Source organism: Nocardia sputi, from assembly GCF_023501985.1.
The window spans coordinates 74,432-88,002 of the sequence record NZ_JAMFLC010000028.1 but is presented as its reverse complement, the minus strand read 5'-3'; the positions used below and the strand labels follow the sequence as shown (position 1 = coordinate 88,002).

Below are 13,571 nucleotides of genomic sequence, written 5' to 3'. Positions count from 1 at the left end.
TGCGCGGGCGGGGCGTCTGGTCGGCCGGTGACCGCGGCGCCGAAGAGGCGGCGCGGCAGTGGGGGGCGATGCGGTTCGGCGTCGCGTTGGTCGGTGACATGCGTACCCCAGGTCCACGCTTCCCGCCGGGCCGTGTACGTCGGGGACCCCGCGGTTCCGAATGGCGAGCCCGACATATGCAGAAGTTAGGACTTACTGCGTGCGAAAAGAATCGCTTGCTGAGCTTTCGCATCCGGGTCGAGCAGCATCTGGGCCTCGACCACGAATCCGGCATCGTGCAGCCAGGACGCCACCTGGTCCGGCTGACGGCGGTGGACATGGACCTTCATCGGGTGACCGCCGTAGCCCTCCGTCTTCAACAGCGACTCGTCGCCGACGTGAAACAGGAGTTGCAACGGTCCGCCGGGACGCAATGCTCGGTGGAAGCGCCCGAATACAGTCGGCACCTCGTCGTCTGGGATGTGGATCAACGACTGCCAGGCGAGCAGGCCGGCCACCGAAGCGACGGGCAGGTTCAGTTCCGTCATCGAGCCCACCTCGAACCGCAGGCCGGGATGGTCGCGCCGGGCCACGTCGATCATCGCCGGGGAGAGATCGACACCGAAGGCGTCGACACCGAGCTCATGCAGGTGGGCGGTGACCTCACCAGGGCCGCAGCCGACGTCCGCGACCGGTCCGCCGCCAGCGGTCCGCACGCTGTCGGCGAACAACGCCAGAGCCGCGCGAAGGTACTGGTGTCCGGCGAGGGCGCCGCGCACTTGGTCGGCATAGCTGACCGCGACCGTGTCATAAGAGGTTCGGGTGTCGGCCAACCAGTCATCCGTGGTCATGACCGGCACGATATTCCATGATCGCGGCGGACTCGGCGCTAGCCGGGAACGACGAAGGTGCCTCCACCCGGCCGGGTGGAAGCACCGGTAGGCAGGACGGCGTGGCTCATTGCGCGGGCCCAGAGACCCTGGCTGACTCTGTCATCCGGTGGCGTGGGCATCGGTGACTGCGGCGAACGGCGGTACGCGTCTGGCCGTGACCGCTCAACGATAGCAGTGGTACCCCGGATAATGGTCTGTTATCCGGGGTATCGTGAGGTTCGACTGCGGCGGACCTGCTCCGGCGCGTACACGAAGCGGCCCCGTTATCCGGGTCAAGCACTGACGAGGGGAATCCGATGGCCGCGAAGGTGACCCGGCTGCGCACCGCCCCGCCGGCGCGCACCCTGCGCACCGCCGCCGAAGCGTTCCTCGACACCATCGGCTCGGCGAACACCCGCCGCGCCTACGGCATCGCCATCGTCAAGACCGTCGACCAGCTCGACGGCCGCCCGCACGGACTCACCGCCACCAGCCGCGCCCTGGACTCGGTCACCGACACCGAAGTCGGCGCCGCACTGGAAACCCTCTGGGGCACCGCCGCGGTGAACACCTGGAACGCGCGCCGCGCCGCAGTCGGCAAATGGCTGTCCTGGTGCGCCGAGCAGGGCTGGACCGCACCGAGCGTCCCGGCCTCGGTCGCGCGGTCCACACCGCCGGACTCCGACACCCCCGTCCGCTCGCGCACCGCGATCGACCGGCTCATCGCCCGCCGCGAGGTCCACCTGCGGGAGAAGACGCTGTGGCGGATGCTGTACGAAACCTGTGCCCGTGCCGAGGAACTGCTCCAGCTCAACATCGAAGACCTCGACCTCGCAGGGCGGTGCGCGGCGGTGAAGTCCAAGGGCGCCAAACCCCGCACCCGCCGCCGCGGCGCCGCCCACCACGAACACGTCCTTGAGAACGTCTACTGGGACGCGGGCACCGCCCGCCTGCTGCCCCGGCTCATCCGCGACCGCACCCGCGGGCCTGTGTTCGTGACCCACCGCCGACCCGGGCCCGGCAAGTACCTCGCCGACCGCGACATCTGTCCCGACACCGGCCTGGCTCGGCTGTCCTACGACCAGGCCCGCGACCTGCTCGACACCGCCACCGCCGTCGATGGCCCCGGGACCGGCTGGGACCTGCACGAACTGCGCCATTCCGGCCTGACCCACCTCGGGGAAGCCGGGGCCAGCCTGCTGGAACTGATGGCCAAGTCCCGCCACCGCAAAGCCGAGAACCTGCGCCGCTACTTCAAACCATCCCCGCAAGCGATGCGTGAGTTGACCTCGATCCTGGGCCCGGACACCAACCGCCGCTGAACAAGCTACGCCATATCCGTTGATTTTTCGGCGGTTACTACCGGAACCCCGACGTGCTGGTTCTCCCATCTTCCCCGGTGGGTAGTCCCTAGGGTAGTCTCACAATGCGGCGATCGAGTGGTACTGGGCGCTCGCCCAGGTGCTGGCGCGAACAGGCGTCGGTCCCGACGACGTATTCGACTTCGTGGATGCCTGGATGAAGGGCAATCGGCCGGTCTGGCTACGGACAGCCGCCGACTCGGCAACCGGGCCGAGGTCCCTGGTGATCTGGGGCCGTGCCGACGACGGCACACCGTTGTCGGTCTTCGCCCGTCGTCTCGGTCGCGACATCGAGGTGTACAGCGCCGCATACCTGACCGCCGACCAGGCCGCGGACTTCGAGAAGTGGGAGGCGACCCGCAATGACTGATCCGTTCTTGAACATGAGCCCCGCCGAGGTAGCGGCGATGACCGAGCGCCTCGAGTTCACCGATGAACCGGTCACCCCGCCGATCGAGACCGGCCCGGGCACCGAACCGGTCCTCATCCCCCGATCGGTGAAACTGACCCGTGACCTCGACCAGGCGTGCAAGCGCCGCGCCGCGAACCTCGGCATGTCGCAGTCGGCCTACATCCGCTCACTGATCGAACGCGACGTGGCCGAGGCCGGAACCGGCGAGCAGCGACCGGCGTGGGTGCGCGAACTCCTGGCCGTGATCGCTCAGCACGAGAACGACGAGCACCGCAAGGCATCCTGAGCCGAGTTCAGCGGTCGACGGCGACAGTCGGGATGACCGTTCGCCTACCCAGGAGTCGCTCACTGTCAGCGCACGTCCGCTCGCACAGTGCCGCCGGACCCGGGCGGGCGACTGATGGGTTCGACAGACGCTGCGGGTATGGATCGTGAAGGCACAGGCTGAGCCCGGCAAGGCCACGCGCCGGCGTTCTGCACGCTCGATCGGATCATGCGGGAGTTGGGCATGAACGGATGGAATGGGTCGACTGGTACAACAACGCCCGCCTGCATTCCCGGCTGGACTACCTGGCCCCCGCCGAATACGAGAGCGCCTACTACGCTCAACAACCACCACGCCGACCGGCGCTGGTCTAAACCGGAAGCCGGTCCCGAACCCGTGACGGTTCACGGCCAGATCTATTGAGACGAGACATTGTTGGTAGTCTCATTCAATCTGACCAGCGCGGAACCGCCTCGGCAGGCGGGGTTCCGGAGCCGATGGCGTGGTGGCCTGATGTGCAGGAGGTTCTGGTCGGACCACCAATACAATGCCTTGGTGATGGAACGCAGTGAACGCCCGTGGGGCGTCTACCAGGTCCTTTCCGAGGAGCCGACGTTCAAAGTCAAGACGATCACAGTCCGCCCCGGTCGGCGGCTCAGCTATCAGCGCCACTCCCGGCGTGCCGAGCACTGGTTCGTGGTGTCGGGCGAGGGGGTCGTGACCCTCGATGGCCAGGAACGCTTGGTGCAGGCCGGTGACGCTGTCGACATTCCTATGGAGACTGCGCACCGTATCGCCGCGACGGGCAGCGAAGATCTCGTGTTCGTCGAGGTGCAGACTGGCACCTATTTTGGTGAAGACGACATCGTCCGGCTCGAAGACGACTTCGGCCGCGAGGGATAGTCGCTCGCGATATTCCACCGGAGCCAAGCCACGGAATCCGCGTCTCGATCGGTATGGCCTGCGGAGCCGTCGTGCGGGAGGTTCACATGCCGATCGGCGGGGCGTCGCCGGAGATCATGCCACATTGGCCAACAACACTGAGACAGTGGCCAGATAACCAGTGCAACGGCCAAATTGAATGATACTTGGCCATATTCACTGAGACGGGACAGCTTGGGGTGCCCAGTTCTCGGAACTACTTCAGGTTGACGTCCGATAATGCGGATCAACAGACGTCAATTGCTCGAATGCCCAGTTGAGGCGCAGACCTGTCGGGAACTCCATCACATGCTAGGAGCCACGGTGAGTTCGGCAAGCAGGGCTTCTACTTGATTGGTTGGCGCTCCTGTCGCCAGGGCGATGTCCCCTGGCGTTGTCGAGGCCAGTGCCAGGGCAGCCACCGCCTCGCGCAAGGCCGTCATGTAGGTGTCCTCGACCGACTGCAGGTTCTCCAGCTCTGGTGTCACTGCGATGACGGTGACCTCGGCGGTCACGCCGACATGCTCGAGCCCGTCCTCGATGCTCTCGCGCACCGCTTTCAGCGTCCGCCCGTACCCGTACACCCCGTGCGCGGGAATGTGCGCCACCCAGTCGCGACCGCGCCTGTTGGCCCGGCACTCGATCCTGTCGCTCATGTCGGTTTCTCCATGTCGGCGATTACCTGTTGCACGACCATGTCCGGCATCGGGGTGGGCAAAACCGCCTTCCGCCCGCCGATCCGGCACACCGTGTGCGTTTCACTGCTACTGACTGCCGTGACGGTGAACCCCAGCCGACGGGCCGCAACGCGAATCCGCAACAGCGAGCCGCCCTCCTGCGCCCCTGTGCGCAGCGCCGCGGTGACTTCCTGGGCTTGCTTCCACTCGTGCACGCTGACCGCCGGAGGACCCGGTCGCCGGACACGGCGGCCGGATCCTCGCCGACGGTCTCGGCGGGGTCGTCACCGCCGCGGGTCGCCTTCGCATTTCAGCAGTTCCGACGTGGACGTGACCCGGGAGTCGAACACCGTCCAGAGCGACCCGTCCGTCAACCGCCGCAGGACGAACCGGTACTTGCCGTAGCACGCCCGTGAGGCCGTCGTCAGGCGAGTCCTGCCCACCACTCGGTAGGGATACCCGTCGATGCGCACTGTCGGGTTCATGGTCTAATCTCCCCTTTCGCCGTTGTCGATCATCGGCGGCCAGAGTGGCAGGGAGGCCCTGAAGCCACGCTGAAGCGGCCTGAAGGCCGCTTCAGGAAGCAGGGAAGATGCCGCTCGGAAGCGCTGGCGAGGTCACCGGTGGGCCTCCTACCAGCTGTGCTACCCGCCGATCAACGCTGCCGGTGAGATAGTCGACGGCTGGACGGCCGAGACGTGGTGGACCCGAGAACGCATGTACTGGGCCGAGAAACAGGCACGCACGGTTGTGCGCGCTCGCCCATCCGCTGTCAGTCGAACCGAACCAGCTTGCTGATCGTGCACTCGGTCGCGCTTGTGTAATGGATCCGAACGCGATCACCCGCGCGCAGTGGCACAACTCCTTCGATCGGCACACCGCCTACGGTGACCTCCTCTTCTCCGCTCCAGCCGTTGGTCTTGGCCTCGGCGATGCGGTCGCGTAGGTTGACGGTGATCTCGGCCAGGCGGTCGCGGCCCGCATGGGCGACGCGGAGGCTGGGCATCTGATGCATGCTTCCCTGAACTAACTGGCCATGCCCATCCCGGCGTCGCCCGAACGCACTCTTCTGCCGGATTGCGGATGGTCGTCGGTTGATCAATATCCGCTATTTGTACGAAGTCTCACAGACGTATGGTCGAGTACATCCGCTGTGGAGTATGCGGATCCCCTGTGGGTCGGCCTCGCCACCGTTGACGTCCGTCTCGCGTGACCTGCTGCGCGTCAGTCCGGCAGCCAGTGCAGCTCGTGTGCGAGAGTTTTGGCGACGGTACGGATGCGGCGGTGAAGTGGTGACTGCACGCGCGGGAGGACCAAGTGGATCGTCAAGGTGGGTGCGCCCCGCAGCGGTCGCCACTCGAGACCGGCCGGTAGTGCCGCGACCGCGGCTTCACTAGCCGGGGCGAGGGTGACCCCGTCGCGCAGGTCGCGCTGAGACATGTCGAAAGAGACTGCGGGCGTGTGGAATCGGGGGCTCGGCCGGGTGTCGCGGAACAGTGCGGACAGCTGATCGTGGATCACGGGGTTGGCCGCACGGTCCGGGAGTCGCAGCGGATACGCGGCCGCATCGGCGATCCCGATCTCCGGGTGTTCGGCCAGCGGATGATGCTGTGCCAATTGGACCCCGACGCGCTCGCGCCGCAGCAGGAACCGGCGCACGCCACGACCCGGCTGTTCACCGCGGGTGATCCCCGCATCGATGCGGCCGTCGGCGACCGCGAGAGAGATCTCCGGTGTCGCCATCGGGACCGCGCCGACCTCGAGGCCCGGGCTGCTGCGAATGAGCCTGTCCACCAGGGCCGGTGCCGTCTCGGCCCCCGTGCTGAGGCTGTATCCGATGCGCAGCGTGCCCAGTTCACCGGCCCCCGCGTTACGGGCGGTGTCCCATGCTCGGTCCAGCGCCGCCAGCGCGGGCGGCGCGGACTCCGCCAAAGCCGCACCGGCCGTGGTCAATACGACGCTGCGCGTGTTGCGGACCAGCAGGCTCGTACCGAGTTCCGCCTCCAATCGGCGCATCCGGGCACTGAGTGCGGGCTGCGCGATACCGATCCGTGCGGCCGCGCGGGTGAAGTTCAACTCCTGCGCCAGTACCAGAAAGTGCCGCAGGCTCACCGTATCCGGCGCCACTTGCCCTCCCTGCCGATTGATAACGATTCGTTCTGAGTCTATCCCGTCCCGGTCTTTCCCTCGACCTCACATCAACCCCTAACCTGCGCATATGACGATTCAACCGACCGCGGTACCGGACATCGCACACACACCTAGCGACGCAGGAGGCAGTCATGCATAAGTTGGTAGTCCTATATCCCAAGCCCGCCGACCCTGACCACTTTCGCGAGTACTACGTGACCAACCACCTTCCACTGGTCATGAAGATCCCCGGCCTGCTTGCATGGCGCTACAGCTTCGACGTAGCGGCGACCAACGGAGAATCGCCGTATTTCGCGGTCTTCGAAGCCGACTACGCTGACGCCGCCGCCATGGCCGCGGCGTCAGCGTCGCAGCAAGGCCAGCGGGCGGCCGCCGATGTGGCCAACTACGCCACTGGCGGTGCGGTCATCATCGACTATCCGGTACAGGACGGCACCAGCTGAGGCAGGACGGAACGCTACGGGACGCGTTCGGTCGCCCGTTGCGGCCAGGTCCAGCTCTCGGCGGAACGCCGTTCCCGTTCGGAACTACTCGTTCGCGAACCCCGTGTCGTCGTCACCGACAGGGATGACCTGCGCCGCCGGCTCAGTGCCACACTGCGAGCTCTGTGCCACGACACACCGAAATTCCCAGGGCAGTTCATCTTCCATGTGGAATCGGCGGTCGATGAGAAGCTTTTCGTCAGCGTGTGGAATGTAGGAGGGATCTCACCACCGGAGCATTCTTCCACCATCCGGATCTGCCCGACCCGAGCCGGCTCATCGAGCTCGGCTGACACCAAAAGCGGTCTGTGGCAGCGGCACTTCCGCAACACGATTTCCGACGAGCACGCCGACACCACGGCAGAGCTGTTGGTGGACGCCCTGCAAACCCTGGGGGTGGACCTGACCGACCTCCAATACACCGGCACCGTGAGCGGTCGCGGGCAGTTCGTCACTGTCTACCTCCCCGAGCTCGGCCTGCGGCGCGGTGAAGTCGTCCCCTGACGCACCCTGGCGCGGCTGGGACCAGTTCGACTAGCGCGGCGCCATGTCGCATACCGCATCGGCGGCCTGCCTCATGCCTGCAAGTGTCTCGGCCTGCACGCATGGTTCCACCGTCACCGAGTGCGCAGGTAGCCTGCGTCGCGCGCGCCCTGTATGGAGCAGCCAACGACAACCTCACCACGCGCGTTCGGTCCATGCCGCAGTGTGGCGTTTCGGCCTGCCGTCGTCGACGCACACTGTCTCTACCGGCAGACCGCACCATTGCGAAACGTCGTGTTCACACCGGTCATGCTTCGTGTCCGGCCGTACGCCCCGCCTCGGAGCTACCCGCATTTCGGGCGGTGGATCGGCAGCGGATACAGTCCGGATAGACAGGGATCGCAGGAGGGTATCGCTGATGTCCGTGAATATTCATCTCTCGCTGTACGTCGAAAAGCTCTCCTCGCCAGCACAATCCGACACCATCGAGATGGCGCTGGACAAAGTGCTGAAGGAGCACAGAATCGACTCCTGGATGCTGGTGAGCGTCTTTCACAACCCGCCCTGGGTGAAGGCATCCAGCGAGAACGGCCCGATCATCGTCCGCGGATTCAGCGAATGGAGCAAGACCTTCGAACGCGACGTCACAGATGTCGTTCGCGGTATTGCGCCCGAGGCGGACATCGATCTGGAATGGGGTTATCCGGACGAGGAGCGACCTGCCGGTTGACCTTGCTGCCGGCGCGGGTGGGAGCAACCGGTCAACTGGGCTGGGGCCGTGATGGGTGCTCGGCCCGCAGTTGGCAGCCGATCACCGAGGTCGGGACTGTGGTGCGGATGTCATGTTCTATCCACTTCAGGGGACCTACGGCCATAGCGTAGATACTCGACGCTCGAGCCGTTTCCCCCCGTGCGCGATGCGCCTTGATGATCACGGCGACACCAGTGATCAGTTCGCCGACCAGATCGGATTCGATGGGCGGGGCGTGAACTTCTCGGCATAACTGGGCCAGAACGTACGCTGCCGTTTCCAGATCCGGTGTGGGCGGTCGGAAGACGAGCGGGCGTGCGCAGCTCCCGGCGACAAGTGCCGACATACCCAATTTGTGCGAGGCGACGGCGAACGGCCCTCTCGCGTCCGGCTCCGTCCGCCACGACCAGACCGCCAGCACGCCGGAGACACGGCTTGCGCTCAGGCCGCATCAGCATCGGTGTCCACGCCCCGTCCTCGGCAGCGTGCGTAAGCTTCGAGCGACGGAGCTGAGGCAGCGTGAACGGTCCGCGCGTGAAATCGCTCGTGTAATGCTCGAACAACTCGGCCGCTCACCGATACGACAACCGCTCAGCGCAAGGTGAGTGGGTCGATGTCGTCCATGGCCACACCGTGTTTCGCCTTGCGGTCGGTCAGAAAGACCGGGCCCTCAACGATCACGAAATGTGGGCCAGAACCAAGGTTCGGCGACGTTTACAGACATGAGGAAACCGCGAGCGCTCATCCGTTGCCGAAATCTGCCACTCGCCTCGAGGTGCCCTCCTGAACTTTCCGTCCACACTCCCCTTTGTCGCTGAATTCGGAAAGATTGCCTTTTCCTTGCGGGACAGGGACCTTTGAACCTGTACGGAAACCATGCGATGGCGAATCATCAAGACATGACGCACAGCACCGATGCCGGGAATCGGGCGATCCCGCCTGATCAACGCCTCTCACGGCAACAGCGCAGCGACGAGGCGGGCGTGGACGACATCGCAGCGGGTTTCTCGAGAAGACGGCTGTGGCGCAGGTGGTTCCAGCTGGTAACCGTCGGTGAATCGCTCGGCTTCCTCGCGCCCGCGGCGGCGGGCGCTGTGATCGCGGATCGTGGTGGCCTGCCTGCTGCGACCGCGCTGCTCGTCGCGGGCGCGGTGGAAGGCGCTACGTTGGGGTGGTTCCAAGCTCGCGCGCTGCAACCGGCTCTGCCGGGACTGCCGAGCCGCCGCTGGGTCGCGGCGACGATCTCAGGTGCGGTGGTCGCCTGGTCGGTGGGCGCGTTGTTCGTTCTCACCGACGGAATGTCCGGATGGACGTCGCTGCCGCAATTGGGCACGTTCGTGGCAGGTGGACTGGTGATCCTGCTATCCATCGGAGTGGCGCAGTGGGTCGTTCTACGCGGGTACGTGCGCGGGGCGGTGCGCTGGATTGCGGCGACCGCCGCGGCTTGGCTGGCCGGATTGACTGCCTTCGCCGCGTTCACCACGCCGCTCTGGCAGCCTGGACAGTCGCCCGCACTGGTGGCGGTGATCGGCGTATTCGGCGGACTGCTCATGGCAGCCGCGATGGCCGCGGTATCGGGCCTGTTGCTCGTCCGTCTGCTGGGAAAGAGCCGATGAATGGACTCGGCCCCTCGACTCCTCACTCCTGTCTCCACTCGGTCGGCGGGGGCATCCGGACGGCTGGACAACCGGGTCTCGATGATGTTGCCGGTGGTACCGGTCGATCTCGACGATCCGGTGGAGAAGCTGAACGTGGTACGTAAGCGGATGGGCAGGCTCAAGAGCGGCGGAGAATCCGACGCGGGGCAGACGCTGATCACCTTGGCCAAGCTTGTGCCGTTCGCGTCGGTGGCGTGGGCGGTAAGGACGGCGCTGCGCTACCCGCAGCACGGTGTCGCCGCTCTGGCGACGAATGTGGCAAGGCCGACGCAGACGCAGCGAATGTTCGGCGCCGATGTGCTCGATATCTTCCAATTGGCCCCCATCGCGATGCGCTTGCGCATCGGCATCGCAATGCTCAGCTATCACGGCATGCTGAATTTCGGAATCACAGGCGATTTCGACGGCGCACCCGATATCACCCTCATCGCGCAGACGATTCCGGCGCCAGTGCGACAGCTGCTCGAGCGCGCCGAGGCGTAGTCGTCGACTATCCCGCGCCAGCCCTCAGCCCTCAGCCCTCAGCCCTCAGCCCTTAGCTCCGGCGATAGGCGAGATGTTTGCGCGCAGCGCTGACGATTCCGGCGGCGCAGACCAGTATCGCTGCGATAGCGCTGAGACCGATCCCGATGTCGAGAGCCCTGCCGAGATCACCCTTGTCGCCGTCGTGCAGGCTGGCGATGAACTCGGCTGTGAAGTAAGGCCGGTGCACCAGGACCGCGACGCCCGTAATGACGGCGAGCAAATCCACCGCGATCGACAGCGCGGTGACCGGCAGCGTCCACGCACGCACGACCAGTCGCGCGCCGGCGACGATCACCCACAGCACAGCGACGACAACCACCATCGGCAAGAGCCGGTCGACCACGCCGGGATCGAGACCTTCAGCGGTCTCGGCGAGGAACGACGGCGCAAGTTCAGGGAAGAGGCACAGCGATCCGACTAGCACCTAACCGATGCCGACAACGCCCGGACCTCACCACAGTGACCGGGCCACAATTGGCCGCGGAAATGCACTCCGCCGCGCTCCCCCAATACACGCCGACCGTCGCTCTGATCGTGTACACGGCGTCCACGCTGCCGACACCGAAGCTGTACCGGCCAGCGCGGGGCGTCACACGTCCGCCGGGAGTGCTGCGGGTAGTCGGTACCGACACCCCCAATGACGCGAGGCAGCGTGTGAGGATATCGGCTCCCTGGAGGAACATTCCGACAACCGACCTGGCCGCGATCCGCCGCCACGGCGGCAAACAGGTCGACCGGAAGGGGCCGCGCCGACGTCAGTGGCGGTGTCCGCTGCCGCCCTGATCATCGTGCGGATGGACGACCATCACCGGGCACGACGCGTGCTGCACCAGAGTGTTGGCCGTCGAACCCAGGAGCATGCCCGCGAAACCTCCGCGCCCGCGGCTGCCCACGACCACCAACTGCGCCACCTTCGACCAGTCCAGCAGATGCGAAGTCGGCGCGGCCACCTCCACCTTCCGAGCGACGCGGACTTCCGGGAACTTCTCCTGCCAACCCGCCAGACGCTCGGCAAGAACCGCCCGTTCGACGCTGTCGAGGTCGAGCTCACCCAAGCTGGCGTGCCCGGCGAACCAGCCGAAGTCCCAATCACTCCACACATGTACGGCGACCAGTTCGGCTCCACGCTCGGCCGCTTCGGTGAACGCCGCGGCGATCGCCGCTTCACCGACCGCGCTGCCGTCCACGCCCACGACCACCGGCCCCGAGACGAGCGTCGTGTCGCCGGCGTCGCGGCCGGTGCGAACAACCACCACCGTGCCCTGGGCGTGTGCGGTCACGGCCAGCAGCGTAGAGCCCAGATGGGTGAATGTGCCGGTGTTGCCGGTCGCGCCGATCACGACCGCATAGGCCTCGGCGCTGTGCTCGATCAACAGTTCCCTACCGGTGTCGGTGGACACACGAGTCGAGACACGCAGTGCGGGAGCGGTCTCGCGGGCCAGGCGTTCGGCGCGCGCGACCACGTCTTTGCTCTGTTCGCGCACCGCGTCGATCACTGTTGGCATGACGACTTCGTAGTCGCCCAGTACCCAACCGGTGCCCACGAGATCCATGCCGTGCAGGATCTCGAGCTGACGTCCGCGTTCGGCCGCGAACTGCGCCGCCCAACGGACAGCGGCCCATGACCCGTCCGAACCGTCCACACCGACGATGACCTTCGCCGTGGCGAGGTGATGTGGATTGTCGAACCGACGCTCTGTCATGGCATGCCTCCTGAGCCCATGTGATCGTGTAGCGCCCGGCCGGGCGCTACCCCTCAACCGTATGAGCCCCACCACAGCCGCGAATGCGGCTTATCGGCCCAGAGGACAGGGACGAAAGGCCTCAGACGAACAGGGAAAAGCGACACGCAGGTCCCTCGATGCCCGGGCCCAAGGTCTCTCGCTCGCGAACGAATTTTCCGCGAGGCCATGTCGGTCATGGCCGCTCGCTTCCCTCCGGGGCCCGTCAGTCCTTCCACTGGTGGGACCGGCGGTTCCACGGCCTGCTGTGGCGTGCGGTGCGTATCCTCTGGCTGGCGCGCGATGCTGCACAAGCAAGCCGATTAGGGTCCCTTCCGCTCGACGCTCGATCGAGACCGCAGCGTCCGCCTCGCGTAGCGCTGGATGTTAGCGATACGTTTCGGGACGAGGCCGTTGTCCTCGGGTGTCCTGGTCGACCGGCCAGATCACCCCATTTACGGCTCTCTGCGGAACGTTCGGGGCGCAGACGCCGAATCCGCGGCCATCCGAAGGTAGTTGTGACGGGCGGCATTTCGAGGCTCGCACCATGACGCGATAAGGAGCGTCGACCATGAATTCAGAAAGCACAAACGCGGCCGGACGGGACATCGACACCGCGTCCGCCTATCCGGTATACCTGCGTGGCGACCTGGAAGAGCCGCTGTCGCGCTGGCTGTGGCTGCTGAAGTGGCTGCTGGCGATCCCCACTACGTCGTCCTGTTCTTCCTGTGGATCGCATTCGTGGTGCTCACCGTGGTAGCGGGAGTGTCGATTCTGTTCACCGGCCGTTATCCGCGGGCGATTTTCGCGTTCAACGTCGGCGTGATGCGGTGGTCGTGGCGGGTGCAGTTCTACACTTATGCCGCGCTCGGCACCGACCGGTACCCGCCGTTCGCACTGCGCCCCACCGGATATCCCGCCGAAATACAGGTCGACTATCCGGATCGTTTGTCTCGTGGCCTTGTGCTGGTGAAGTGGTGGCTGCTGGCCATCCCGCGCTACCTCGTCGTCACAGCGATGTGGGGCGGTGCGGTAGTGCTGGCGGGCGCCGACGCCGACAGCCCGACCGCCATCCCGCTGATCGGCGTGCTCGTACTCATCGCCGCGGTCACCCTGCTGATCACCGGGCGGTACCCGCGCCCGTTGTTCGACTTCGTTGTCGGCATCAACCGCTGGCTGTACCGGGTGCTGGCCTATGCCGCGCTGATGCGAGACGAGTACCCGCCGTTCCGCCTCGATCAGGGCCCACGTGAACCGGTCGATTCCCGTACCCGCCCCAGCTCCGAAGAGCAGGCCAGAGGCTGAGTAGTCGC

At 66.0% G+C, this 13,571-nt stretch carries 18 protein-coding genes and 1 pseudogene; 11 read left to right on the top strand and 8 right to left on the bottom strand.

The features are described 5' to 3' along the window. Nucleotides 1-185 precede the first annotated feature (185 nt). Nucleotides 186-830, bottom strand: a complete 645-nt coding sequence (locus tag M8859_RS31005) for a class I SAM-dependent DNA methyltransferase (RefSeq protein ID WP_195095703.1) — start codon at nucleotides 828-830, stop codon at nucleotides 186-188. 338 nt (nucleotides 831-1,168) lie between these two features. Between M8859_RS31005 and M8859_RS31000 the strand changes: the two genes are divergently transcribed. The 5 genes from M8859_RS31000 to M8859_RS30980 all read left to right on the top strand — a co-directional run bounded on the left by M8859_RS31000 (nucleotide 1,169) and on the right by M8859_RS30980 (nucleotide 3,792). Continuing rightward, a complete protein-coding gene (locus M8859_RS31000) occupies nucleotides 1,169-2,173 on the top strand; it encodes a tyrosine-type recombinase/integrase (protein ID WP_195095704.1) in 1,005 nt (334 codons plus the stop codon). Nucleotides 2,174-2,312: 139 nt separating this feature from the next. Continuing rightward, nucleotides 2,313-2,582 (top strand): hypothetical protein, encoded by a 270-nt coding sequence (locus M8859_RS30995; RefSeq protein WP_159928911.1) that lies wholly within the window; start codon nucleotides 2,313-2,315, stop codon nucleotides 2,580-2,582. Next, the gene (locus tag M8859_RS30990; protein WP_159928909.1) at nucleotides 2,575-2,910 is read left to right on the top strand and encodes a hypothetical protein; all 336 of its coding nucleotides are present in this window, start codon (nucleotides 2,575-2,577) and stop codon (nucleotides 2,908-2,910) included. Before M8859_RS30995 ends, M8859_RS30990 begins: the two co-directional genes overlap by 8 nt. 230 nt (nucleotides 2,911-3,140) lie before the next feature. Beyond that, on the top strand, nucleotides 3,141-3,263 hold the full coding sequence (locus M8859_RS30985) for an IS3 family transposase (RefSeq protein ID WP_249645330.1): 123 nt from the start codon (nucleotides 3,141-3,143) through the stop codon (nucleotides 3,261-3,263). Between the two features lie 184 nt (nucleotides 3,264-3,447). Next, the gene (locus tag M8859_RS30980) at nucleotides 3,448-3,792 is read left to right on the top strand and encodes a phosphomannose isomerase type II C-terminal cupin domain (protein WP_223522060.1); all 345 of its coding nucleotides are present in this window, start codon (nucleotides 3,448-3,450) and stop codon (nucleotides 3,790-3,792) included. 323 nt (nucleotides 3,793-4,115) lie between these two features. Here the strand turns inward: M8859_RS30980 and M8859_RS30975 are convergent, their stop codons facing one another. The 5 genes from M8859_RS30975 to M8859_RS30955 form a co-directional block, all read right to left on the bottom strand. Continuing rightward, nucleotides 4,116-4,466: a hypothetical protein gene (locus M8859_RS30975; protein ID WP_195072154.1), complete on the bottom strand. Its 351-nt coding sequence runs from the start codon at nucleotides 4,464-4,466 to the stop codon at nucleotides 4,116-4,118. Further along, nucleotides 4,463-4,702 carry a hypothetical protein gene (locus M8859_RS30970; protein WP_159928903.1) on the bottom strand — a complete coding sequence of 80 codons (240 nt, stop codon included), beginning with the start codon at nucleotides 4,700-4,702 and terminating at the stop codon, nucleotides 4,463-4,465. The genes M8859_RS30975 and M8859_RS30970 overlap by 4 nt, the downstream gene beginning before the upstream one ends. Before the next feature lie 69 nt (nucleotides 4,703-4,771). After that, the gene (locus M8859_RS30965) at nucleotides 4,772-4,972 is read right to left on the bottom strand and encodes a hypothetical protein (protein ID WP_195072155.1); all 201 of its coding nucleotides are present in this window, start codon (nucleotides 4,970-4,972) and stop codon (nucleotides 4,772-4,774) included. A gap of 287 nt (nucleotides 4,973-5,259) precedes the next feature. After that, nucleotides 5,260-5,493: a hypothetical protein gene (locus tag M8859_RS30960; RefSeq protein WP_249645329.1), complete on the bottom strand. Its 234-nt coding sequence runs from the start codon at nucleotides 5,491-5,493 to the stop codon at nucleotides 5,260-5,262. 218 nt (nucleotides 5,494-5,711) lie between these two features. Further along, the gene (locus M8859_RS30955; RefSeq protein ID WP_195140897.1) at nucleotides 5,712-6,614 is read right to left on the bottom strand and encodes a LysR family transcriptional regulator; all 903 of its coding nucleotides are present in this window, start codon (nucleotides 6,612-6,614) and stop codon (nucleotides 5,712-5,714) included. Nucleotides 6,615-6,769: 155 nt separating this feature from the next. Here M8859_RS30955 and M8859_RS30950 point away from each other — a divergent pair, with 155 nt between their 5' ends. The 5 genes from M8859_RS30950 to M8859_RS30930 all read left to right on the top strand — a co-directional run bounded on the left by M8859_RS30950 (nucleotide 6,770) and on the right by M8859_RS30930 (nucleotide 10,495). Next, on the top strand, nucleotides 6,770-7,081 hold the full coding sequence (locus M8859_RS30950; protein ID WP_159928897.1) for an EthD family reductase: 312 nt from the start codon (nucleotides 6,770-6,772) through the stop codon (nucleotides 7,079-7,081). A 207-nt stretch (nucleotides 7,082-7,288) separates the two neighbouring features. Continuing rightward, nucleotides 7,289-7,624 carry a hypothetical protein gene (locus tag M8859_RS30945; RefSeq protein WP_249645328.1) on the top strand — a complete coding sequence of 112 codons (336 nt, stop codon included), beginning with the start codon at nucleotides 7,289-7,291 and terminating at the stop codon, nucleotides 7,622-7,624. Nucleotides 7,625-8,021: 397 nt separating this feature from the next. After that, complete coding sequence (locus M8859_RS30940) at nucleotides 8,022-8,333, top strand: hypothetical protein (protein ID WP_249645327.1); 312 nt, start codon at nucleotides 8,022-8,024, stop codon at nucleotides 8,331-8,333. Between the two features lie 920 nt (nucleotides 8,334-9,253). Then, a complete protein-coding gene (locus tag M8859_RS30935; RefSeq protein WP_249645326.1) occupies nucleotides 9,254-9,970 on the top strand; it encodes a hypothetical protein in 717 nt (238 codons plus the stop codon). Further along, complete coding sequence (locus M8859_RS30930; RefSeq protein ID WP_159928889.1) at nucleotides 9,971-10,495, top strand: WS/DGAT domain-containing protein; 525 nt, start codon at nucleotides 9,971-9,973, stop codon at nucleotides 10,493-10,495. It begins immediately after the preceding gene. Nucleotides 10,496-10,547: 52 nt separating this feature from the next. On the opposite strand, the gene M8859_RS30925 is transcribed toward M8859_RS30930, so the two are convergent. Together M8859_RS30925 and M8859_RS30920 are read right to left on the bottom strand one after the other, a co-directional pair. Next, nucleotides 10,548-10,961, bottom strand: coding sequence for a hypothetical protein (locus M8859_RS30925; protein WP_159928887.1), 414 nt, complete (start codon nucleotides 10,959-10,961; stop codon nucleotides 10,548-10,550). Nucleotides 10,962-11,292: 331 nt separating this feature from the next. Beyond that, the gene (locus tag M8859_RS30920; protein WP_249645325.1) at nucleotides 11,293-12,240 is read right to left on the bottom strand and encodes a universal stress protein; all 948 of its coding nucleotides are present in this window, start codon (nucleotides 12,238-12,240) and stop codon (nucleotides 11,293-11,295) included. A 589-nt stretch (nucleotides 12,241-12,829) separates the two neighbouring features. Here M8859_RS30920 and M8859_RS30915 point away from each other — a divergent pair. Beyond that, a pseudogene (locus M8859_RS30915) lies at nucleotides 12,830-13,563 on the top strand (DUF4389 domain-containing protein). Nucleotides 13,564-13,571: the final 8 nt, after the last annotated feature.

Bases quoted from the DNA above. Each gene is read 5' to 3' on its own strand.
- M8859_RS31005 (WP_195095703.1), bottom strand. From the start codon at position 830: ATGACCACGGATGACTGGTTGGCCGACACCCGAACCTCTTATGACACG.
- M8859_RS31000 (WP_195095704.1), top strand. From the start codon at position 1,169: ATGGCCGCGAAGGTGACCCGGCTGCGCACCGCCCCGCCGGCGCGCACC.
- M8859_RS30990 (WP_159928909.1), top strand. From the start codon at position 2,575: ATGACTGATCCGTTCTTGAACATGAGCCCCGCCGAGGTAGCGGCGATG.
- M8859_RS30985 (WP_249645330.1), top strand. From the start codon at position 3,141: ATGGAATGGGTCGACTGGTACAACAACGCCCGCCTGCATTCCCGGCTG.
- M8859_RS30980 (WP_223522060.1), top strand. From the start codon at position 3,448: ATGGAACGCAGTGAACGCCCGTGGGGCGTCTACCAGGTCCTTTCCGAG.
- M8859_RS30975 (WP_195072154.1), bottom strand. From the start codon at position 4,466: ATGAGCGACAGGATCGAGTGCCGGGCCAACAGGCGCGGTCGCGACTGG.
- M8859_RS30965 (WP_195072155.1), bottom strand. From the start codon at position 4,972: ATGAACCCGACAGTGCGCATCGACGGGTATCCCTACCGAGTGGTGGGC.
- M8859_RS30960 (WP_249645329.1), bottom strand. From the start codon at position 5,493: ATGCCCAGCCTCCGCGTCGCCCATGCGGGCCGCGACCGCCTGGCCGAG.
- M8859_RS30950 (WP_159928897.1), top strand. From the start codon at position 6,770: ATGCATAAGTTGGTAGTCCTATATCCCAAGCCCGCCGACCCTGACCAC.
- M8859_RS30940 (WP_249645327.1), top strand. From the start codon at position 8,022: ATGTCCGTGAATATTCATCTCTCGCTGTACGTCGAAAAGCTCTCCTCG.
- M8859_RS30935 (WP_249645326.1), top strand. From the start codon at position 9,254: ATGACGCACAGCACCGATGCCGGGAATCGGGCGATCCCGCCTGATCAA.
- M8859_RS30930 (WP_159928889.1), top strand. From the start codon at position 9,971: ATGGACTCGGCCCCTCGACTCCTCACTCCTGTCTCCACTCGGTCGGCG.
- M8859_RS30920 (WP_249645325.1), bottom strand. From the start codon at position 12,240: ATGACAGAGCGTCGGTTCGACAATCCACATCACCTCGCCACGGCGAAG.